Source organism: Sphingobacterium sp. BN32 (genome assembly GCF_030503615.1).
Taxonomy (GTDB): Bacteria; Bacteroidota; Bacteroidia; order Sphingobacteriales; family Sphingobacteriaceae; genus Sphingobacterium.
Window position 1 is genome coordinate 2,582,863 of sequence record NZ_CP129963.1, and the last position, 19,093, is coordinate 2,601,955.

Genomic DNA, 19,093 nt, shown 5'->3' on the forward strand with positions numbered 1-19,093 from the left:
TTATTAATTATTCATTAAGTTACAATCTTTATTTGAATCCTACACTATCGGTTACTAAAGGTTTCCAGTTACCTTGAAGATACCTGTACGGGCATATATTACTTCCGGTTTAATCTAGATTCCTCTAAATCAAGATTATGTTCCAATTCTCTGAGAAGGGCATCATCATATTTTTTCTCTGTGTGCATGGCGTATAAGGTCTTCCTGCGTTGATCGATGACGTCTTGTGTTACTCTTTTATAAAGGTCTTTCTCATTGGCTATGCGGATCTTAGATTCTTGATCGATACTGGATGCCGAGGTATCTAATCGCCTCTTCATCTGTGTATAAATCGCCTTTACCGTAAAACTCTCTCGCAATTCATCGGCATATTTCTCTTCGACAAGCTTCATCCCCTCTCGGGCCAAGCGATAGCGGATCGCCTCGATCTGTACCTCCTCAGGAATTTCTTCCGAATTGCCCTCAAGTTTTATCCCTTTGATAAGCCATGGCAGGGAAAGGCCCTGAACGACCAGTGTAATCAAAATCACGACGAAGGTAATAAACAGGATGAGGTTGCGATGCGGAAATGCCGTTCCGTCGCTCAACGTCAGCGGAATGGCTAGTGCGGAGGCAAGCGACACGACGCCCCTCATACCGGCCCAGCCAATGACCAACGGAAGTTTCCATCCGGGTGAAGACTCATTCTTTCGTACGCTTTTGAAAATCATTCTCGGGATAAAGGCAGCGCCATAGATAAATACGATTCGAATTACGATGATGATCGCAGTAATGCATAAGGCCATTTTTATTGCCCATTCCATCGAGACATCTTCAATACCGGCAATAATTATCGGAAGCTCCAGACCAATGAGTATAAATACGAATCCGTTCAACAGAAATCCTACCGTATCCCATACCTCACGCGTTTGGATGCGCGTATGATAATCCATATAATCCTTCGAGCGAAAAGATAAAAACAGACCACCTGCTACAACAGCGAGTACACCGGACCATTCGAAATGTTCCGCGACGATGTACATGATATATGGTGCGATCAGTGTGATAGGTGTTGTAATACTTGAGGATTTAGCAACATAGCGCAGGAAAAAATATAGAATATGTCCGATTACCAGGCCAACAAATATCCCCATAACGGCTAGGGTAAAGAAATTGACGATGGCTTCTTGAGGCTCGAAACTTCCGGTAATGATGACCGCTAAAGCTAATCGAAATACGGTTAATGAGGCTGCATCATTGACCAAGCTTTCCCCCTCCAACAGCGTAATGCCACGTTTCGGCATATTGACACCTTTGAGAACAGAGGTGGCAGCAACAGCATCCGGCGGTGAAATAATCCCGCCCAAGAGAAAACCTAAGGCTAGCGTAAAACCCGGAATAATCTGCACCGACAGATAAGCAACGGCTAGCGATGTAACAAATACTAACCCAAAGCCCATGATCATAATTGATCGTTTGTACTTCCAGAAGCTATGCCATGAGGTGTACCAGGCCGCCTCAAAGAGTAAGGGTGGCAGAAAAATAAGAAAAACAATATCAGGATTGATGCTAACTTCCGGCATTCCGGGAATCAAAGATATCGCCAATCCACCAATTACCAACAGGATAGGATAAGAAATACTAAAGCGTTGACTAATCACGAACAACATGGCCATGAAGAAAAATAAGACCATGACCAACAAAATATTAGATTCAATCATTTATTAATAGGTATCTTTGTGTGCATAAAATTAATGGAAAATATCTCAAAAAATTTACATCCCAGAAATAAGTTCAATAAAGCTTACAATATTGAACAACTGGCTAAGAATACGCCCGATTTGCGCAAGTATGTTATTCAGGTGGACCATGACCACCTGTCGATAGATTTCACGCAGCCAGAGGCCGTATTCCATCTTAATAAGGCGCTATTGAAAACTACCTACGGTATCAAAGGATGGCGTGTATTGCCGAAAAGTTTAGTACCTACGGTTCCTGGCCGTCTGAACTATATTCATTATCTAGCGGATCTGCTGGGCGGCAAAACAGGTAGAGGCGTTCATATTTTGGATATAGGTACCGGCTCAAGCATCATCTATCCTATTTTAGGGGTTAAGGAATATGGCTGGCTATTTACGGGTTCTGAAACACATGTCCCTTCCCTTACGAATGGCAATGCGATCCTCAAAGACAATCCCGAATTAGCGAAGTCCATCCGTTTAAGACAGCAGAGCAATCCGAAAAATATACTGAAGGATATCATTCTTCCGAAGGAATATTATGATGCGATTATGTGCAATCCACCTTTTTTCAAATCACAAGAGGATCACGAAGCACAGGTATCGAGAAAGAATAGGAACCTTCGAATCTCGCAGGATGCGAACTCAAACTACCAAGGCCTCTCGACCGAGCTTTGGACAGATGGCGGAGAGAAGAAATTTATTACTCAGCTAATCTACGACAGCTTTACCTATAAAGATCAGATCGGATATTGTACAACCTTGGTATCCAACAAGGCGAATATAAAACCACTGCGTGCTATTCTTGAATACCATAAAGTGAAAGACATACAAGTGATCAATATGTCGCAGGGCAATAAGATCAATAGGATCCTTGCATGGAAACTAAGTGATAAGAAATAAGAAAAGGGCTATCTAATATGCAGATAGCCCTTTTCTTTATAACTTAATATGTACTGCTTAAGCAGTTTTCGCATTTGCAGCTTTGGAAGCATCTAATGCAATGGCAGTTTTATCAAAACGGATCTTTACACCATTACCTACATCTACTAAGAACGTCGTATCACCTACTTCAACGATTCTACCGTGGATACCTGCTGTAGTTACCACTTTAGAGTTAACATTTAATTCTTCGATATATTTTTTATGGTCTTTTTGCTTTTTCATTTGTGGTCTAATCATGAAAAAATAGAATACCACTACCATCAATAAAATTGGAAGGAATTGCATCAATCCACCACCACTTGCTGCTTGTAATAAAATAGTTGAAATCATCTTGTTTTATTATAATTTATTTGTTTGCTTTTAGTTCACTACCACTTCGCCTTTAAGCTGCACCGTTGTTACGGGCTTTTCTGCATTAGAAGCAATCGTAATAATTTTCTGTTGTTGTCCTATTTGGCCGTTGCTATCGAACTTCACCGAGATTTCTCCAAACTCTCCTGGTTTTACAGGCGTAGAAGTGTAAGTCGGCGTGGTACAACCGCAGCTCGCCGAAACTTGCGCTAATACAACTGGGAAATCACCTGTATTCTTAAATTTGAAAACATGCTCCACAACTTCGCCTTCTTTGATGGTTCCGAAGTTGAATGCATCTTCTTCAAATTCCATCTTTCCGGCTCCCTCTTGGGTACCAGCTATTGCTGTAGAATCTTGGCTTACGTTTGTATTTTCTTTACTGTTGTTGTTGCAAGCTGTAAACATTAAAGCGCTTGCAAACAATACGAGACTTAACTTTTTCATAGTAATTATGCGATTAGACCTCTACCCTCTTTCTTAATACGACGTTGAGTAGTAAGGTCGGATAAAATCTTGTCTAAGATACCATTGATAAAGGTACTACTTTTTAAGGTACTAAATGCCTTAGAAAGTTCGATATACTCGTTTATTGTTACTTTTACCGGGATGGTTGGGAAATGAATTAATTCTGTAATAGCCATGCGCATCAACAAGTTGTCGATTAATGCGATACGATCAGCTTCCCAATTTTTAGTCTTTTCCGAGATAAGGTCCTGATATTCCTTTGCATATTTAATCGTCTGCTTTAAGAGGTCTAGGATAAAATCTTTATCCTCGATCCAACTAGGCGTTAAGTCAGCAAGTTGGTTTTTTGCAGGAACTTCGCTGCTAAAGTTTTTGAATGTTTTGGCTATCATGGCCTGCAATACCTCGCGGTCCACTGGCCAGTTGATAAAACGTGCTTCGAAAGCTTGTTCTACATCGGTCGACTTAAGAATTAATTTCTTAAAGATATATTTGATGATATCTTTTTCTGTTGAAATAGAGCGATCTTCTTGTTCTAGGTATTCTAAGTAAGCCTCAGACTCTTTAAGCTGGGCAAAGATAGAACGAACAATTTCAGGGTCATAGCTCCAATCAACTTTATAACGTTTTACCTTCTCTAAATATTCGCGGTTTTGACGCAAAGATTCAATAAAGGTATTGCTGTTTAATTTTGTTGAAGAAAACGTCTGATCTTTCACCGAAGGAATCCATTTATTGGCAATACCTTCCACATCTATCAATACATATTCGGCCACCTCATCCAATAGATTCAGTGTCCATATGTACATCTCATCAACTTCCTCTACATTTTTCAGTAGACTTTTCTCAAAATCAGGAAGGTTTTTATCTTCCGATAAACTGTAGGCATACAATACTTGCATAACCTTAACCCGAAGGTGTCTTCTATTTAGCATAATTTTATAAAGAACGAATGTTTAATAAAGAACGATATTATACTATTATCTTAATTTCTTCATGTCGGAAATACGCTTTTCCGCAAGCTCTTTTGCCGCTTGATGTGTAGAAATATTTTCTTCGTTAGCCTTTTGGATCACGTGTCTTGTCGCGGTATAGATATGGCGGATCAAGTAATCTGTACGATCTGCACCATAGCCTTCCAACTCCGAGAAGCAGCTAATTAAAGCTCCTGAGTTGATCAAAAAGTCTGGCGTATAAAGAATATTGTTATCTTTTAATAATTGTGTTGTTACCTCTTCGTCTAACAACTGATTGTTTGCTGAACCAGCGATGATTTTACAACGCATACGGGGAACCGTGTCTGGGTTAACTGTTCCACCTAATGCACATGGCGCATACACGTCAGCATCTAGTTCAAAACTTGTAGAGTAAGTGATAGGCTCCGCTTTATATTTCGCAGCAATCTTCATCTTACGTTCTTCTGTCATGTCAGAAACATATACACGCGCATTCTCAGCACGTAATAAGGATACCAAATGCTCCCCAACACTTCCTACACCCTGCACAGCGATTTTTCTGCCCGCCAGGTTATCATCTCCATAAAGCTCCTTAATAGCAGCTTTAATTCCATAATAAACTCCTTTTGCAGCAAAAACTGTGGTGTCGCCAGCGCCATTCAATGAAGTAGGCAAACCTGCTACGTAGTTTGTTTCTGCGTGGATGTGCTCCAGATCTTTTTGCGTAGTACCCACATCGATAGAAGCAATAAAATTACCATTCAAACCATTGATGAAACGTCCGAAGCGACGCATCAATACTTCTGATTTTTCCGTTCTATTATTCCCGATAATGATTGCACTACCACCACCCAAATTTAATCCTGCCAATGAGGATTTATAGGTAATAGCTTTTGACAGACGCAATGCATCCTCAATAGCCTCAGCCTCTGTTGCGTATGGTAACATACGAACTCCGCCGATCGCCGGCCCTAATGTAGTATCATGGATAGCTACGATTGCTTTTAATCCGACCTCTTTGTCGTTACAGAAAAATAGGTTTTGATGGTCAGATATACGCATCAAGTCGAAAAGTGAGGAATTATCCCTTTGCATAATTGAACATAATTTTACAGCTACAAAAGTAGCAATATTTTTGCATGGAATCGTATCCACAAGCAAATAATTAGGTTACCGACGATAGATTTGAAATTTTATATAGCTTGCATTCCAATTTACTTCAAATTCTAAAAGGTTTGTCGCGTTGCGTTATCATCCTGCTAAATAAACGCAACAAATAAAATGAATTTGCTACTGTCTCTATTTTTTCAACAGCAGCTATATTGACATCTATTTAACACTATCGTTTGCCTTCATCCTACTAATATTAAAATTATCCCTTACTTTTGTTCTTGCATGAAAGAACTCGCCTACCTCAATAAGTTTTTCTATAAATATCGCTGGCAAATTATCCCTGGTGTCATCTTCGTCATCATATCGAATTACTTTGGTATTTTACCAGCACAGGTTATCCGTGAAGCTTTTGACTTGGTGAAAGAGAATATCGACCTCTATCGCTTATATGATGGATTCGAGCGACAAGGATTAATCTATCAAATATTCGGAAATAGTCTGTTATTCTTTGGTATTGTAGTGCTCGTGCTTGCCCTGTTGAGAGGAATATTCCTCTTCATGATGCGCCAAACTTTGATTCTAACATCGCGCCATATCGAATACGACTTAAAGAACGAGATCTACCAGCATTACCAGGAGCTTGACTTTGCTTTCTATCGTCGCAACAATACCGGTGATTTGATGAACCGTGCGACGGAAGATGTTAATCAAGTGAGAAATTATTTAGGCCCCGCGATTATGTATGCGATCAATACGGTGGTGTTGTCGATCATGATTATCTATGCCATGTATAATGTAAATGCTAAGTTGGCGACCTATTCCCTCCTTCCTATCCCCATTATCTCGGTATTGATCCTGTTTGTAAATAAGGTTATCAACAGACGCAGCGAGCGGATACAGCGTCAATTATCGCATCTTTCCTCTTTTGTTCAAGAAACATTCTCGGGAATTCGCGTAATCAAAACTTATACACGCGAAAAAGATAAGATGAATTCTTTTAAGGTCGAAAGCGATCGTTATAAAGACATCAACTTAAATTTGGTAAAAGTTCAGGCGATCTTTTTCCCATTGATTATCTTTTTAGTAGGATTCAGCACAATTATCACGGTATATATTGGTGGCTTGGAGGTAAACGACGGAAATATTACCGCCGGAAATATTGCCGAATTCATTATCTATGTAAATCAGCTCACCTTTCCTGCGATGTCTTTAGCTTGGGTCACATCGCTCGTTCAGCGAGCCGCAGCTTCGCAGAAGCGTATCAACGAGTTCTTAAAAACGAGATCAGAGATTGAAGAAGGCAGCAGCGAAGCGAAAATAGCGGGCGATATTCGTGTGGATAATATATCTTTTACATATCCGGATACAGGTATTAAAGCGATAGACAACATCAGTTTTCATATTCCGGTCGGCAAAACGATGGCAATCATAGGCAAGACCGGGTCGGGTAAATCCACTATAGCGAATTTACTGCTGCGTATGTATGATGTCGATTCCGGAGCAATTCTATATGATGATAAAAACATCAAAAACTTTAAAACCCATGCCGTACGGGAGCAAATCGGTTTTGTCCCGCAGCAGGTATTTCTGTTTTCAGATACCATTGCTCGCAATATTGCCTTTGGATTAGACCAAGTGGATATGCCTCGCATTGAGCAGGCTGCTAAGGATGCAGCCGTTTATGACAATATTAAGGGCTTTGAAGAAGGCTTTGAAACTCATATTGGCGAACGAGGTATTACCCTTTCCGGCGGGCAAAAACAGCGTGTCTCTATCGCACGTGCCTTAGTGAAAGATCCAAATATCCTCATCTTTGACGACTGCTTATCTGCCGTTGATACGAAGACCGAAGAAGAGATTCTCCACAATCTTGGCCGCATTATGGAAGGGAAGACATCGATCATCATTGCACACCGGATTTCAACCATCAAGAATGCGGATCAGATCTTAGTACTCGATCAGGGGCGTATCATCGAACGTGGCACCCATCAAGAATTACTCGCTTTAGAAGGAGAGTACAGCTCACTTTACGAAAAACAATTATTAGAATCATAAATTAATTTAAGAAAAACTAGCAAGGCGAATTAATCCGGTTAAAATTACCAGAGGTTACACCGATATCGATGAGATAGAAATCGAACTTCCAGCCAATTTGGATAGCAGAATTAAGCCCGCAGATATCAAAAAGGAAATCCCTATGGGCTACTACGAAATGTCTATGAAAATGAAAGATGGCAAGCTGGTATGCTATAGAAAAATGCAGATTAAAGAGGGCGAATATCCTGCTGAAAGCTATGCAGCATTCAGTGAATTTATGAAAGATGCATCGTTCAGCGACACCTACCGATATATTTTACCGTTAATCGACAAAAAGCAAAACTAATTTATATCTTTGCTGAAAGCCAAAAGGGGGATTAGCTCAGCTGGCTAGAGCGCTTGCCTGGCAGGCAAGAGGCCACCGGTTCGAGTCCGGTATTCTCCACAAGATGACAAAAGAGGGTAAACTTGCCCTCTTTTGTCATTTTCAGATATTAGCTACAAGATTTAGAGTATTGTCTCACCTTCTTTTAACCCTGTTGAAATTGCTAGACGCTAAAAAATGTTTTATAAAAAACAGCAAAAAGTATCATCAAGTTAAGAAAAATGCTAGCTCAATATTTTGCTTATTTTAAGCATGCTGACTTCGTTTACCAATTACAAACACGGTAACCAATCCTAGTAAAGTTGTACCAAACAATATTGACCCGGCCACTTCATAGCTATTCATTACTAGAAAGGCGCCAGTACCAATACATATTGCTGCTATAAGAAGTCCAAAAATCTGACCCAACTTACTTTGAAATAATTGCTCACCCAAATGCATCTTCTCTAATCCCATACGATGATTTTGTTGCTTTTCCGCCATTACTAGTATTCTTTCAGCACAACCAGGGAGTATTCTTTCATAACCCTCAAAAGTTTCTGGCTGCGGAAGTGGGCCTGAATGAGTCCTCAATTGCATTAGCGAAATCGTTGTTAAAACCTCCCGCCTTTGAACCTTAGAGAGGCTTTTCAATAGGTTAGGATTGATCTCATTTAAGCCCCTTTCTACTTCAATCGGGATCACATCCTCTACAGCAGGTTCAGATTGCTGACCTAAATCCATTCCCTTTTTGGAATTAATGTGTGTCATCTTGAATTACACTAAAAAACGTATAATTCTTTATTCTCTCGTTTGATATACGTTTCAGCATTTTTGATATCATTCCCGACCATCTCCCAATCTCTAAGTAAAGCCTTTTTATCTGACTGCATCTCCGAATTGGAGGTATGGTAATCAAAGTATTTGCCGGCCACATTAAACACACTTCCAAGACCCGACCAAAACGAATTTGTAGGGAAAACGATAGACGATCTTTTTACTTTTACAATTTTTCTTCTAAATGCATTCATAATAATCCTTTCGACTTTTAATTTTCTCATAAAATGAGATTGGTGTATATGATTGTGTAAAATTGATATTCAATAAGATAAGTTAACCTAAAATAATAAACCGATATTCCTTTCACCTCTAAAATACACTTAAAGTTACAAATTATTCCTAATATGTAAAAATTATATCTAAGTTATTATTCTGCACAACAGTATCATCTCCAATCCAAAAAAAAAAGGCTAACACATCGTGCTAGCCTCTTTTTTTGATCCTAAGATATCTTAGTTGTTTTCTTCTGTAGGTAATACAGAAACATAAGATTTGTTGTTAGCTTTTTTGCGGAAAACTACTGTACCGTCGATTAAAGCGTATAATGTATGGTCTTTACCGATACCTACGTTAGAATCTGGGTTATGTTGAGTACCACGTTGGCGAACGATGATGTTTCCAGCGATTGCTTGTTGACCACCAAAAATCTTGATACCTAATCTCTTACTATGTGACTCACGGCCGTTCTTGGAACTACCCGCACCTTTTTTGTGTGCCATTTCTTTATTCTAATTTATGACTTACGTCAGATTAAAAATTCAATTATAAACTGATACCAGTGATCTGGATTTTAGTGAATTGTTGACGGTGACCGTTTTTCTTCTTGTAGCCTTTACGACGTTTTTTCTTGAAAACGATTACTTTTTCACCTTTTAAATGAGACAAAATCGTAGCTGAAACTTTAGCACCTGAGATACTTGGCGTACCAACAGTAAATTTACCACCGTCCTCTGCTAACAATACATTGTCAAATTCAATACTAGCGCCTTCGTCTCCTTGTAAACGGTGTACAAAAAGGTATTGGTCTTTAGCAACTTTAAATTGCTGTCCTGCTATATTTACTATTGCGTACATTGTTATGAATTAATTGTTATTATTTAATGAGTGGCAAAGATAGAATATATTTCTTATTCAAACAAACTTATTTTCGATATCTTTAATCCATAGCACATAACTATGTTTAGCAAAATCATCAAAAACCAATACTTCCACGCCATTGTCATGCCCGTAGCATATGCAATGCTCATGAGATTCCTATTTAATATCTCCAATTTATCCTCGCTATTCGCGTTAATGTCAATCAGCTTCTTATTCGTTGTTCCTTTCGTCATGGGGGCTTTAGCAGTTTATTTCGCTCCAATCGAGCGAACAAGAAACAATGCTTTCACCATACTGTTCCCGTGGATCCCATTAACCGTATTTGCAATCGTTACGCTTTTTGTGGAGCTAGAAGGATGGGCTTGTTGGATGATGGTCTTCCCTATTTTTATGGTATTCGCATCAATTGGAGGATTGCTGGGAAAAAGTTTTCAGAAAAAACACGATACCATCATGGTAAGCGTCCTAGTTCTTTTGCCTTTATTTGCTGCCCCCTTAGAAGCCTGGATGGGACGAAGCAAAGAGCAATTCAAAGCCTATAATTACATAGACATTGAAGCACCCGCCGACAAAATATGGGGATTGGTAACCCGCGTTTCCAAAATTAGCGAGGCGGAAGATAGCGGCTGGTTAAACCGCATGCTTGGTTTTCCCCGTCCCGTAGAAGCAGAATTAAACTACGAGGGTGTCGGTGCTTATAGAAAAGCCATTTTTACGAACGGCCTCGTGTTTCACGAAACAGTGACGCATTACGATCATCAAAAAAGCATGAGCTTCACAATAAAGGCTAACCCTCATGAGATTCCATCGACCACGCTCGATGAACACGTTGTCGTGGGGGGAAATTTCTTCGATGTCCTGAACGGAACTTACGAGCTAGAGCAGCTCGGCCACAACAAATACAGACTTCATTTGTACAGCCACTTCACCTTGAATACCACTTTCAACTTCTATGCAGGAATCTGGGCAAAATGGATTATGAAAGACATACAACGCAATATTCTAGCGGTTGAGAAACGACGCGCCGAAAAGGGCTAGGATACAACGACGATTCTTCATGCAATAACAATCTTTCATCAAACCATACACACCCAAATCATAGCCCTTTCAGAACGGTTTTGATTTGGGTATGCATTGGGTTTGTATTGGGTTTGAATTGGGTTTACATTGGGACTAAGACGTCCTAGTCCCGACCCAAGCTTATTGATGCTAGCTATTAGTCAGCGAGGCTGTCGGCTGCAAAACTTTCATGTTTCCATTAAAAAAATCATCAGGGTTAAAAGATCCTGATGGCCTTCGATCGCGGATATTCGCACATAAAAAAAGCCACCTTTCGATAGAGTACCCCCAGAAAGTGTCTAACTTTTTGGGGCATTGCATCGAAGGGCAGCTTTATTTTTTTAATTTATTCTAGTATGTGGACTTAAGGGGACCTTTTGTTTCCAGGTTCCTCTAACTGGAAACTGATGACCGGATGAAGCATTCTTTATGGTAAAGGTATATTCGCACGTTCTTTCCAAGTATTCCATCTCTCCGCTGACTTGCACTGTGGTATTCGGAGCTACTTTAATTTCCTCCTTACTGCTTTCCTTCACAAAATCTTCTAGCGTCGTTCCTTTTTTGTACAGGACCTTACCATTCCAGCGAACTGATCCGTCAACAAGAAGTTGATCCATCGTAATCAGGGAGTCTGACGCAGCGATCCAATCGAAGGCGCCATAATCTTCACTCGTAAATTCAGAACTATATTTTACACCGGCAAAGATTGCTGTAATATCAAAGCTCTTTTCCAAGCCGGTATCATTTGTAATCGTCATTGTACTACAGCCTTCGGTGCTGCGGTAGACTTTTCTACTGCCTTCAACTTCCTGTATATCTTTTTTTACGATTTCATAGCTTTCCCCTCGCGATTGGATATAAGTGATCGCGTCTAATTTATTATCAGATACTAATCCTACGATAAATTTCCGGGGATGGTCGCTAAAATTTTCTAAAAGGGAAACGATCAGTTTATTATCTGCACTCTTCTCCATTTTTAACCAGCCACTTTCCAGCTCCATCACGCCGGCTTTCGATAGTTTAAAGGGCTCCCCGGCTTTATTTTTTAAGGGCTCGCCTGTTATTCCATCCTTTACATAACTAATTGACCAATTGTCAGCTTTGATCGGCACATCTTGCTTGGTGAAGCCGGTATTGATTTTCTGTTCCGACAAACTGGGGTCAACAAGCTGATGATTCGCGTCGAAATCGTCTTTCACGCAAGAACCCAGCGAATACAAGGAAATAGATAATAAAGTAATGCTTAATAGCGAGGAAATCTTATTCGTCATTTGATGCTTTAAATACGTTGATGTTCTTTACATGAACGTATTTTTACCTGTTTTTCGTGTAAGTGATAAAAACTTTACGAAAACTTAACAGCATTATGGCTTCCACAGAATCTCACCATAGGTATAGATCTTTTTGTCGATGACGTTGTAATCCTCGTCGTATTGCGGCACATAAACAACATAATAAATCGGTCGTTGAATCTGCTGTACCGAGTGGGTTTCATCTTGATCTACATCGAAGATATTTTCGACAGAGCGTTCTGCTGTCCATTCCTTCGTTGTTCCCTGTGGATGTTTATCGAAGCGATGTTCTTGTAGCGAGCTGTAGAACCAATAACTCGGCGCCTCATCGGACAATAGGATTGTTTTATCCTCATTAAAAAGTCCTTCTGCCATGCCGGTATTCTCGAACCACATCACTTCCATATCCGCTTCGCCTATTGCAGAGCGATAGATCTCCCTGTCGCTAGTAAAAGCGATACAAAACGATTCTAAGCCTTTGACATGGAACAATAATTTAAAAGGCGACCTACTGAGCGTCAAGCTATGATTGAGCGAGGCGACTAATTTGTAGTCCTGTCTAGCTTTGATGCTAACGGATTGTTGTGCTATTGCGGAAGAACTGAGTGTGCACAGTGCGCATAGGATGAAGATGATCTTGAATTTCATGCCGTAAAAAAAGAAAAATCCCCCAACAGAAAAAATAGCTGTTTTGGGGGATTTGTATAACAGAAAGCCTAGGCTACTACTTAGCCTACGATTTCTTGAATTTCGTTCATGATTTTCTGAGCAATCGCTTCGGCCGCTTCAGGCGTATGTCCTTCCGAATATATACGAATAATAGGCTCCGTATTGGATTTACGTAAGTGGACCCATTCATTCTCAAAGTCTATTTTCAAGCCATCGATCGTCGAGTGTTGCTCATGCGCGTATTTTTCTTGCATTTTCGCTAATAGATTATCGATATCTAAACCTGGCGTTAGGGTAATCTTATTCTTTGACATGAAGTATTGAGGAAGTTCAGCACGATATTCAGACGCCTTTTTGCCTAGCTTTGCTAAATGTGTTAAGAATAAAGCGACACCCACCAATGCATCGCGACCGTAGTGAGAAGCCGGATAGATCACTCCACCATTACCTTCTCCACCCATCACCGCATCGACTTCCTTCATTTTCGTAACCACATTGACCTCGCCTACCGCAGCAGCAAAATACTCACCGCCGTGTTTTAAAGTTACATCACGTAATGCGCGCGTTGAGGAAAGATTTGACACCGTATTGCCTTTTTTATGGGTTAAGATGAAATCAGAAACTGCCACTAAAGTGTATTCTTCGCCAAATAATTCCCCGTCTTCCATCATGAATACTAAACGATCAACATCCGGATCTACGGCAATACCTAAGTCAGCTTTATTGTCGAGTACTGCTTTAGAAAGATCGGTCAAATGTTCTTTCAGAGGTTCCGGATTATGAGGGAATAGGCCATTTGGCTCGCAGTGTATCTTATAAACAGTCTCTACCCCTAAAGCTTTCAGAAGCTCAGGAATAAAAACTCCGCCTGTACTATTTACCGCGTCTACAGCAACTTTAAAGTTTGCTTTCTTAATAGCATCCACATCGACAAATTCTAACGCTAGCACATCGTCAATATGTTTTTGCAAGAATGTGTCATCCTTCGTAACCTTGCCCAGATCCTCTACCTGAGCGAAATCAAAGTCAAGGCTTTCTCCTAATTCAAGAACTTCCTTCCCCTTCGCATCATCGATAAACTCTCCTTTGCTATTCAATAATTTTAAGGCATTCCATTGTCCTGGATTATGCGATGCTGTCAAGATAATTCCTCCAGCTGCCTGCAATTTAGGAACAGCAATCTCTACGGTTGGTGTTGTCGAAAGGCCTAGGTCGATAACATCGATGCCCATGCTTTGCAACGTTCCGATAACTAAGTTAGACAGCATTTCGCCCGATACACGAGCATCGCGTCCAACAACGATTGTTTTATTTTCAGCAGCCTCCGTAACAATCTTTCCGTATGCAGCAGTGAATTTCACAATGTCTACAGGGGTTAGGTTGTCACCAGGTCTTCCTCCAATGGTTCCGCGGATTCCAGAAATAGATTTTATTAATGCCATAGATGTTCAAATTGATATAATGGCGGTAAATTTAAAGGATTTAAACAATTAATTCGATTATTATTCTTTTTTTCCATTATTTACCTATCTTTGTTGCAACAATGTTTCATTTGCAATAATCGAAAGGCTACTTGCATTTTTTTTATAGATTTGGTTTGAAAATTTTTAGACAAATCTATTTCATTAATATGTTAGATAAAATAATTCAGTTCGATCAAGACTTTTTCCTAGCCATCAATCAAGGCCTTAGCAACCCGGTCTTTGATTGGTTATTGCCGATATTACGTAATCCTTATACTTGGTCTCCTCTATACTTATTCCTGATTATCTTTTTCATTAAACATTATGGGAAGGTGGGCGTTTTGATCGTGGCTTGCACGTTAGCAACCTTCGGGATTTCCGATGCCACGTCTTCGCATTTAATCAAGAAAACAGTAAAAAGAGTTAGGCCATGTAACGACGTTGTTTTTAAAAATGAAGTCAACTTGAGAGCACGCTGTGGATCAGGATATAGTTTTACCTCATCACATGCGACGAATCATTTCGCTATGGCATTCTTCTGGATTGTTTTATTCCGAAGAAAATGGCGCCATACCTTATGGTTATGCATCTTATGGGCCGCTTCTATTGCGTTTTCTCAAATCTATGTAGGTGTGCACTATCCGCTCGATATACTCTGCGGTGCAATACTCGGCATGCTGATCGGTTTGGGAACGGGATATCTCTTTAAACGTTTTTTTCCGAAATTTTTCGAACCCACTAACCATATTCCAGCAACAACACCTGCATGAGTAGTTTCCTGATTGTATCGATCTTATTTTTCTCCGCCCTTGTGGCCGGTATCGCGGTATTCTTTGTAAAAAAAGATAACACCCAACTTTTAAAGCTTATCTTATCGTTCAGTGGTGCCTACCTCTTCGCGATTACCGTACTTCACTTAATCCCGGAAGTTTATCATAGCGGACAGACTTCAGGAGAGATAATTGGATTATACATATTAGGAGGATTCTTATTCCAGCTTGTTTTAGAGCATTTCTCACAAGGTATAGAGCATGGACATATTCATCAACATGAACATAAATTCCCAATCGGAATTCTAATCAGTTTGTGTTTGCATGCATTCTTGGAAGGTTTCCCATTAGCATCAGGACATAGAAATGAGCTTGTGTTTGGTATTGCAATCCACCACATCCCTGCGGCCTTCGCATTGGGTAGTTTATTGATAAACACCAAGCTGTCAAGACAGACAATTACACTTTTCATTGCTGCTTTTGCTGCTATGACGCCACTAGGCTTTATTGTCAGTAAGGGTGTATCGCAAGGCGACATTGGAAATGTTGCGCAGTATTTCGATAAGATGATGGCCGTAGTAATTGGTATCTTCTTACACATTTCGACGACTATTCTCTTTGAATCAGGATCTGCAGATCACCACACTTTCAATAAGAAGAAGATGGCAGCGGTACTGTTAGGTGTATTGGTATCATTGGCGAATTTCTTGTTCCCACATGATCATGATCATCATAATCATGGGCCAGCACAGGAACAACACGACCATTCTCATGATGGCCATGATCATTCTGGCGACGGACATAATCACGAAGGCCATGATCATGGACATGAAGGACATGACCATGATCACGACCATGCGCACTAAGCTTCGAAGGTCTCTTCCCCTTGAGGTCCTCTAAACTTATCTAATAGCGCACTTAATTGTAAGCATTCTTCTTCGCTGATGTTATTGGGCAATAAATCATCCAACATCATGCTGTTCTCGATTTCCGCGAGAAGATCGAGTCCTTTTTGAGTGATCAGTAAGTCGACAGCGCGCTTATCGGCACTGTTTTTCTCTCGGGTCACCAGGTCTTTGCTTACAATACGATCCACCAGGCGACTGATGTCGGGTGTCTTCGTTAGCAAGCGTTCTTTAAGTAAATTGTTTGTTACCGGATTTGGGTATTGTCCCCTCAATACCCGCAACACATTAAACTGTTGCAGTGTCAGCTGCTTCGCACCGGCCCTCTTCTCTAATACCACATTCAGCCAGTTGCTGCTGTATATTATGTTTATAGTTGCACGATGCCAAGCACTAGCAAATTTTCTGACCTTTACTAGCTCCTCGATCTTTGGCATATTTTAATACATTAGTGTGACTTAGCTTACAAATTAAAAGATTTTAATTCTTTATATTTGCTTCCGTTGAGATATTTTTATTAAAATTTAATCTAAATAAGTACAGATGCAAGACGTGATTAGCCTAGATAAGCTAAAAATTGGTGATAGAGTCAAAATCAACGAAATACAATCCCTAGACATTCCCGCGAAATTTTATGAACTTGGTTTCTACCCGGGATCAGTAATAGAAGTAAAACACAAAGCACCTTTAAACGGCCCTATCTGTCTAAACATCCTCGAAAACAATGCTTTAATTGCGATCCGTAAATCAGAAGCTAAACTTATCGTCGCAGAAAAAATCTAATGGCAAACCCAACAATCATTCTACTAGGGAATCCTAATGTTGGAAAAACTTCCCTATTTAATCGGCTTACAAAACTTAATCAAAAAGTAGGTAATTACCCAGGTATCACGGTTGAAAAACGCGAAGGTACTTTAAATGCGAACGGCAAAAAGTATCATGTTGTCGATTTACCAGGAACGTATACCTTATTTCCAAGTTCGTTAGACGAGGAAATTGTATTCAACGTTCTAAGCGATAAACAAAACCCATTATATCCAGACCTCACACTTGTCGTAGCGGAACCGTCGACCATTAAACGTTCGATCATCCTGTATCAACAAGCACGCGAACTGGGCGTTCCTGCAGTATTCGTCTTGAACATGATTGACGAGTTGGAAGAAAAGGGAATGCAGATTGATTTCGACAAGCTAGAAGCTTATTTACAGACAAAAGTATATAAGACCAATGCTCGTACGGGTAAAGGTATCGACGAACTGATCAAAGGATTGGACCAGAAAGTAGGTCATTACTTCGGAAATTACCGAATCTCTTCAGACTATCAGCCCGCTATGGAAGAAGCAAAGAAGCTCTTTCCTTTAGCCACTGAATATCTAACCTGGCAATACCTTGCCCAAGAGCAGGTTAGTATCTTGCCGGCAGAAACCCAACTTAAGCTTGCTGAGATCAGACAGCGCTATGCGCTAAATCCGCATGACTTGCAGAAGCAAGAATCCTTAGCGCGTCATGATCAAACAAGCAAAGACCTTGATCCCATCATCAACCAAACCGAGAACCAGAAACTTGGAAACACGAATAATATCGACAAGTTTTTGATGCACCCTGTATTCGGCTACGTTATTTTCTTTGGGCTATTATTCCTTATTTTCCAAGCAATCTATGCATGGTCCGGACCTGTGATGGACTGGATCGACGGCGCGTTCGGCGACCTGACAGCATTCTTGGATGATAAATTACCGGACGGCCCATTAGCTTCGCTTTTCATCTATGGTATTGTAGCAGGTATTGGCGGCATCGTTATTTTCGTGCCGCAGATTGTCATCCTATTCCTGTTTCTTTCCATTATGGAAGAGTCGGGTTATATGAGCCGCGTCGTATTTTTAATGGATCGTTGGTTAAAGCCTTTCGGATTAAACGGTAAATCGGTTATTCCTTTGATGTCGGGAGCGGCATGTGCTATTCCAGCAGTAATGTCGGCAAGAAACATCGAGAACCCTAAAGAACGATTGCTAACGATGTTGGTCACTCCTTTCATGACCTGTTCGGCACGTTTGCCCATCTATATCGTTATTATCGGCTTGGTGATCCCCGACGATAAATTCTTAGGATTTAATATGCAAGGGATTGCTCTATTTGCCATGTATATCCTGGGTATTGTCGGCGCGTTATTTTCAGCGCTTATTCTCAACAAGGTTATCAAAAGCGTTCGCTCTTCTTTCCTGATTTTCGAACTCCCAACTTATAAAATGCCTGATTGGAAAAATGTGGCAACGAATGTTTGGGATAAAGCATCGGGCTTCTTAATTGATGCCGGTAAAATCATCTTGTTAATCTCTATTGTTTTGTGGGTATTGGGCAACTTCGGCCCGAACGATAAGTTTTACAAAGCAGAAGACTATGTTGTTCAATCTGCACCGCAACTGGAAGGGGATGAATTAGCAAAAGCCGTTTCATCTTATCAATTAGAGCATTCTTTCTTAGGTTATATCGGCATGGGTATAGAGCCTTTAGTGAGACCATTGGGATATGATTGGAAGATGGGTATTGGTCTGATTTCATCCTTTGCTGCAAGAGAAGTCTTCGTCGGTACGATGGCAGTGGTTTACAGCCTTGGCGATGATGTGGATATTGAAGATGACGAACAGAAGAATACGTTATTATCTAAAATGCGTTCTGAAATCAACGCAAATACAGGACAACCGGCCTATAATATGGCTTCGGGAATCTCTTTATTATTGTTTTACGCCTTTGCAATGCAATGTATGGCAACTATCGCTGTTGTTCGTAAGGAAACAGGCTCTTGGCGCTGGACACTGATCCAAACAGTCTTTATGACTGGTCTTGCCTATCTTGCCGCATTCATTGCGTATCAAACTTTAAAGTAATGGAACTCAGTTTATTTATCCAATACGTTATTATCTTCCTACTTTTTGTAGGAGCGTTATATGCGATCTTCCGTTCTTTTTTCCCTGGGAAAAAGAAGAACAGCGCAGGCTGCGGCAAAGGCTGTGGTTGCTCTGTGGATATGTCGCAGAAATAAGAATA

At 40.3% G+C, this 19,093-nt stretch carries 22 protein-coding genes and 1 tRNA gene; 10 read left to right on the plus strand and 13 right to left on the minus strand.

Annotated elements, in window-relative coordinates; genetic code table 11:
* Positions 1–98: 98 nt before the first annotated feature.
* Positions 99–1,700, minus strand: coding sequence for a Na+/H+ antiporter (locus QYC40_RS10915; protein WP_301990282.1), 1,602 nt, complete (start codon positions 1,698–1,700; stop codon positions 99–101).
* A gap of 33 nt (positions 1,701–1,733) precedes the next feature.
* Here QYC40_RS10915 and rlmF point away from each other — a divergent pair, with 33 nt between their 5' ends.
* Positions 1,734–2,621 carry a 23S rRNA (adenine(1618)-N(6))-methyltransferase RlmF gene (rlmF, locus tag QYC40_RS10920; protein ID WP_301990283.1) on the plus strand — a complete coding sequence of 296 codons (888 nt, stop codon included), beginning with the start codon at positions 1,734–1,736 and terminating at the stop codon, positions 2,619–2,621.
* A gap of 57 nt (positions 2,622–2,678) precedes the next feature.
* On the opposite strand, the gene yajC is transcribed toward rlmF, so the two are convergent.
* From yajC to QYC40_RS10940, 4 genes are read right to left on the minus strand one after another with little or no spacing between them, the layout of a single operon-like run.
* Positions 2,679–2,993 (minus strand): preprotein translocase subunit YajC, encoded by a 315-nt coding sequence (yajC, locus tag QYC40_RS10925; protein WP_301990284.1) that lies wholly within the window; start codon positions 2,991–2,993, stop codon positions 2,679–2,681.
* Positions 2,994–3,023: 30 nt separating this feature from the next.
* On the minus strand, positions 3,024–3,461 hold the full coding sequence (locus tag QYC40_RS10930) for a DUF1573 domain-containing protein (RefSeq protein ID WP_301990285.1): 438 nt from the start codon (positions 3,459–3,461) through the stop codon (positions 3,024–3,026).
* A gap of 5 nt (positions 3,462–3,466) precedes the next feature.
* The gene (gene nusB / locus QYC40_RS10935) at positions 3,467–4,417 is read right to left on the minus strand and encodes a transcription antitermination factor NusB (protein WP_301990286.1); all 951 of its coding nucleotides are present in this window, start codon (positions 4,415–4,417) and stop codon (positions 3,467–3,469) included.
* A gap of 45 nt (positions 4,418–4,462) precedes the next feature.
* Entirely contained in the window at positions 4,463–5,533 is a 1,071-nt protein-coding gene (locus tag QYC40_RS10940) for a Glu/Leu/Phe/Val dehydrogenase (RefSeq protein ID WP_260044949.1), read from the minus strand.
* Positions 5,534–5,833: 300 nt separating this feature from the next.
* Between QYC40_RS10940 and QYC40_RS10945 the strand changes: the two genes are divergently transcribed.
* The 3 genes from QYC40_RS10945 to QYC40_RS10955 all read left to right on the plus strand — a co-directional run bounded on the left by QYC40_RS10945 (position 5,834) and on the right by QYC40_RS10955 (position 8,033).
* Complete coding sequence (locus QYC40_RS10945) at positions 5,834–7,606, plus strand: ABC transporter ATP-binding protein (RefSeq protein WP_301990287.1); 1,773 nt, start codon at positions 5,834–5,836, stop codon at positions 7,604–7,606.
* Positions 7,607–7,685: 79 nt separating this feature from the next.
* Positions 7,686–7,934: a hypothetical protein gene (locus QYC40_RS10950; protein WP_301993702.1), complete on the plus strand. Its 249-nt coding sequence runs from the start codon at positions 7,686–7,688 to the stop codon at positions 7,932–7,934.
* A gap of 25 nt (positions 7,935–7,959) precedes the next feature.
* Positions 7,960–8,033: transfer RNA gene (locus QYC40_RS10955), tRNA-Ala, on the plus strand.
* A 186-nt stretch (positions 8,034–8,219) separates the two neighbouring features.
* On the opposite strand, the gene QYC40_RS10960 is transcribed toward QYC40_RS10955, so the two are convergent.
* The 4 genes from QYC40_RS10960 to rplU form a co-directional block, all read right to left on the minus strand.
* Positions 8,220–8,723 (minus strand): DUF2335 domain-containing protein, encoded by a 504-nt coding sequence (locus tag QYC40_RS10960; protein WP_301990288.1) that lies wholly within the window; start codon positions 8,721–8,723, stop codon positions 8,220–8,222.
* Between the two features lie 11 nt (positions 8,724–8,734).
* Complete coding sequence (locus QYC40_RS10965) at positions 8,735–9,013, minus strand: hypothetical protein (RefSeq protein ID WP_301990289.1); 279 nt, start codon at positions 9,011–9,013, stop codon at positions 8,735–8,737.
* Positions 9,014–9,244: 231 nt separating this feature from the next.
* The gene (gene rpmA / locus QYC40_RS10970; protein WP_149526707.1) at positions 9,245–9,511 is read right to left on the minus strand and encodes a 50S ribosomal protein L27; all 267 of its coding nucleotides are present in this window, start codon (positions 9,509–9,511) and stop codon (positions 9,245–9,247) included.
* Positions 9,512–9,554: 43 nt separating this feature from the next.
* Entirely contained in the window at positions 9,555–9,866 is a 312-nt protein-coding gene (rplU, locus tag QYC40_RS10975) for a 50S ribosomal protein L21 (RefSeq protein ID WP_093098124.1), read from the minus strand.
* 102 nt (positions 9,867–9,968) lie between these two features.
* On the opposite strand from rplU, the gene QYC40_RS10980 reads away from it, so the two are divergent.
* The gene (locus tag QYC40_RS10980) at positions 9,969–10,928 is read left to right on the plus strand and encodes a hypothetical protein (RefSeq protein WP_301990290.1); all 960 of its coding nucleotides are present in this window, start codon (positions 9,969–9,971) and stop codon (positions 10,926–10,928) included.
* A 362-nt stretch (positions 10,929–11,290) separates the two neighbouring features.
* Here QYC40_RS10980 and QYC40_RS10985 read toward each other — a convergent pair whose 3' ends face one another.
* From QYC40_RS10985 to glmM, 3 genes are all read right to left on the minus strand, one after another.
* On the minus strand, positions 11,291–12,220 hold the full coding sequence (locus QYC40_RS10985) for a hypothetical protein (protein WP_301990291.1): 930 nt from the start codon (positions 12,218–12,220) through the stop codon (positions 11,291–11,293).
* A gap of 93 nt (positions 12,221–12,313) precedes the next feature.
* Positions 12,314–12,889 (minus strand): hypothetical protein, encoded by a 576-nt coding sequence (locus QYC40_RS10990; protein ID WP_301990292.1) that lies wholly within the window; start codon positions 12,887–12,889, stop codon positions 12,314–12,316.
* A gap of 80 nt (positions 12,890–12,969) precedes the next feature.
* Entirely contained in the window at positions 12,970–14,352 is a 1,383-nt protein-coding gene (glmM, locus tag QYC40_RS10995; RefSeq protein WP_301990293.1) for a phosphoglucosamine mutase, read from the minus strand.
* A gap of 188 nt (positions 14,353–14,540) precedes the next feature.
* Here glmM and QYC40_RS11000 point away from each other — a divergent pair, with 188 nt between their 5' ends.
* Entirely contained in the window at positions 14,541–15,143 is a 603-nt protein-coding gene (locus tag QYC40_RS11000; RefSeq protein ID WP_260043522.1) for a phosphatase PAP2 family protein, read from the plus strand.
* Positions 15,140–16,009 carry a ZIP family metal transporter gene (locus QYC40_RS11005; RefSeq protein ID WP_367652271.1) on the plus strand — a complete coding sequence of 290 codons (870 nt, stop codon included), beginning with the start codon at positions 15,140–15,142 and terminating at the stop codon, positions 16,007–16,009. Before QYC40_RS11000 ends, QYC40_RS11005 begins: the two co-directional genes overlap by 4 nt.
* Here the strand turns inward: QYC40_RS11005 and QYC40_RS11010 are convergent.
* Positions 16,006–16,485, minus strand: coding sequence for a MarR family winged helix-turn-helix transcriptional regulator (locus QYC40_RS11010; protein ID WP_301990294.1), 480 nt, complete (start codon positions 16,483–16,485; stop codon positions 16,006–16,008). The genes QYC40_RS11005 and QYC40_RS11010 overlap by 4 nt on opposite strands.
* A gap of 106 nt (positions 16,486–16,591) precedes the next feature.
* Between QYC40_RS11010 and QYC40_RS11015 the strand changes: the two genes are divergently transcribed.
* The 3 genes from QYC40_RS11015 to QYC40_RS11025 are packed head-to-tail and all read left to right on the plus strand — an operon-like array spanning position 16,592 to position 19,088.
* A complete protein-coding gene (locus tag QYC40_RS11015) occupies positions 16,592–16,831 on the plus strand; it encodes a FeoA family protein (RefSeq protein WP_301990295.1) in 240 nt (79 codons plus the stop codon).
* Positions 16,831–18,933: a ferrous iron transport protein B gene (gene feoB / locus QYC40_RS11020; RefSeq protein ID WP_301990296.1), complete on the plus strand. Its 2,103-nt coding sequence runs from the start codon at positions 16,831–16,833 to the stop codon at positions 18,931–18,933. The genes QYC40_RS11015 and feoB overlap by 1 nt, the downstream gene beginning before the upstream one ends.
* Positions 18,933–19,088 (plus strand): FeoB-associated Cys-rich membrane protein, encoded by a 156-nt coding sequence (locus tag QYC40_RS11025; RefSeq protein ID WP_301990297.1) that lies wholly within the window; start codon positions 18,933–18,935, stop codon positions 19,086–19,088. Before feoB ends, QYC40_RS11025 begins: the two co-directional genes overlap by 1 nt.
* Positions 19,089–19,093 lie beyond the last annotated feature (5 nt).

Bases quoted from the DNA above. Each gene is read 5' to 3' on its own strand.
- QYC40_RS10980 (WP_301990290.1), top strand. From the start codon at position 9,969: ATGTTTAGCAAAATCATCAAAAACCAATACTTCCACGCCATTGTCATG.
- QYC40_RS10985 (WP_301990291.1), bottom strand. From the start codon at position 12,220: ATGACGAATAAGATTTCCTCGCTATTAAGCATTACTTTATTATCTATT.
- glmM (WP_301990293.1), bottom strand. From the start codon at position 14,352: ATGGCATTAATAAAATCTATTTCTGGAATCCGCGGAACCATTGGAGGA.
- QYC40_RS11000 (WP_260043522.1), top strand. From the start codon at position 14,541: ATGTTAGATAAAATAATTCAGTTCGATCAAGACTTTTTCCTAGCCATC.
- QYC40_RS10990 (WP_301990292.1), bottom strand. From the start codon at position 12,889: ATGAAATTCAAGATCATCTTCATCCTATGCGCACTGTGCACACTCAGT.
- QYC40_RS10915 (WP_301990282.1), bottom strand. From the start codon at position 1,700: ATGATTGAATCTAATATTTTGTTGGTCATGGTCTTATTTTTCTTCATG.
- QYC40_RS11015 (WP_301990295.1), top strand. From the start codon at position 16,592: ATGCAAGACGTGATTAGCCTAGATAAGCTAAAAATTGGTGATAGAGTC.
- rpmA (WP_149526707.1), bottom strand. From the start codon at position 9,511: ATGGCACACAAAAAAGGTGCGGGTAGTTCCAAGAACGGCCGTGAGTCA.
- QYC40_RS11010 (WP_301990294.1), bottom strand. From the start codon at position 16,485: ATGCCAAAGATCGAGGAGCTAGTAAAGGTCAGAAAATTTGCTAGTGCT.
- QYC40_RS10930 (WP_301990285.1), bottom strand. From the start codon at position 3,461: ATGAAAAAGTTAAGTCTCGTATTGTTTGCAAGCGCTTTAATGTTTACA.
- rplU (WP_093098124.1), bottom strand. From the start codon at position 9,866: ATGTACGCAATAGTAAATATAGCAGGACAGCAATTTAAAGTTGCTAAA.
- QYC40_RS10965 (WP_301990289.1), bottom strand. From the start codon at position 9,013: ATGAGAAAATTAAAAGTCGAAAGGATTATTATGAATGCATTTAGAAGA.
- QYC40_RS10960 (WP_301990288.1), bottom strand. From the start codon at position 8,723: ATGACACACATTAATTCCAAAAAGGGAATGGATTTAGGTCAGCAATCT.
- QYC40_RS11005 (WP_367652271.1), top strand. From the start codon at position 15,140: ATGAGTAGTTTCCTGATTGTATCGATCTTATTTTTCTCCGCCCTTGTG.
- QYC40_RS10940 (WP_260044949.1), bottom strand. From the start codon at position 5,533: ATGCAAAGGGATAATTCCTCACTTTTCGACTTGATGCGTATATCTGAC.
- nusB (WP_301990286.1), bottom strand. From the start codon at position 4,417: ATGCTAAATAGAAGACACCTTCGGGTTAAGGTTATGCAAGTATTGTAT.
- yajC (WP_301990284.1), bottom strand. From the start codon at position 2,993: ATGATTTCAACTATTTTATTACAAGCAGCAAGTGGTGGTGGATTGATG.
- QYC40_RS11025 (WP_301990297.1), top strand. From the start codon at position 18,933: ATGGAACTCAGTTTATTTATCCAATACGTTATTATCTTCCTACTTTTT.
- feoB (WP_301990296.1), top strand. From the start codon at position 16,831: ATGGCAAACCCAACAATCATTCTACTAGGGAATCCTAATGTTGGAAAA.
- QYC40_RS10945 (WP_301990287.1), top strand. From the start codon at position 5,834: ATGAAAGAACTCGCCTACCTCAATAAGTTTTTCTATAAATATCGCTGG.
- rlmF (WP_301990283.1), top strand. From the start codon at position 1,734: ATGGAAAATATCTCAAAAAATTTACATCCCAGAAATAAGTTCAATAAA.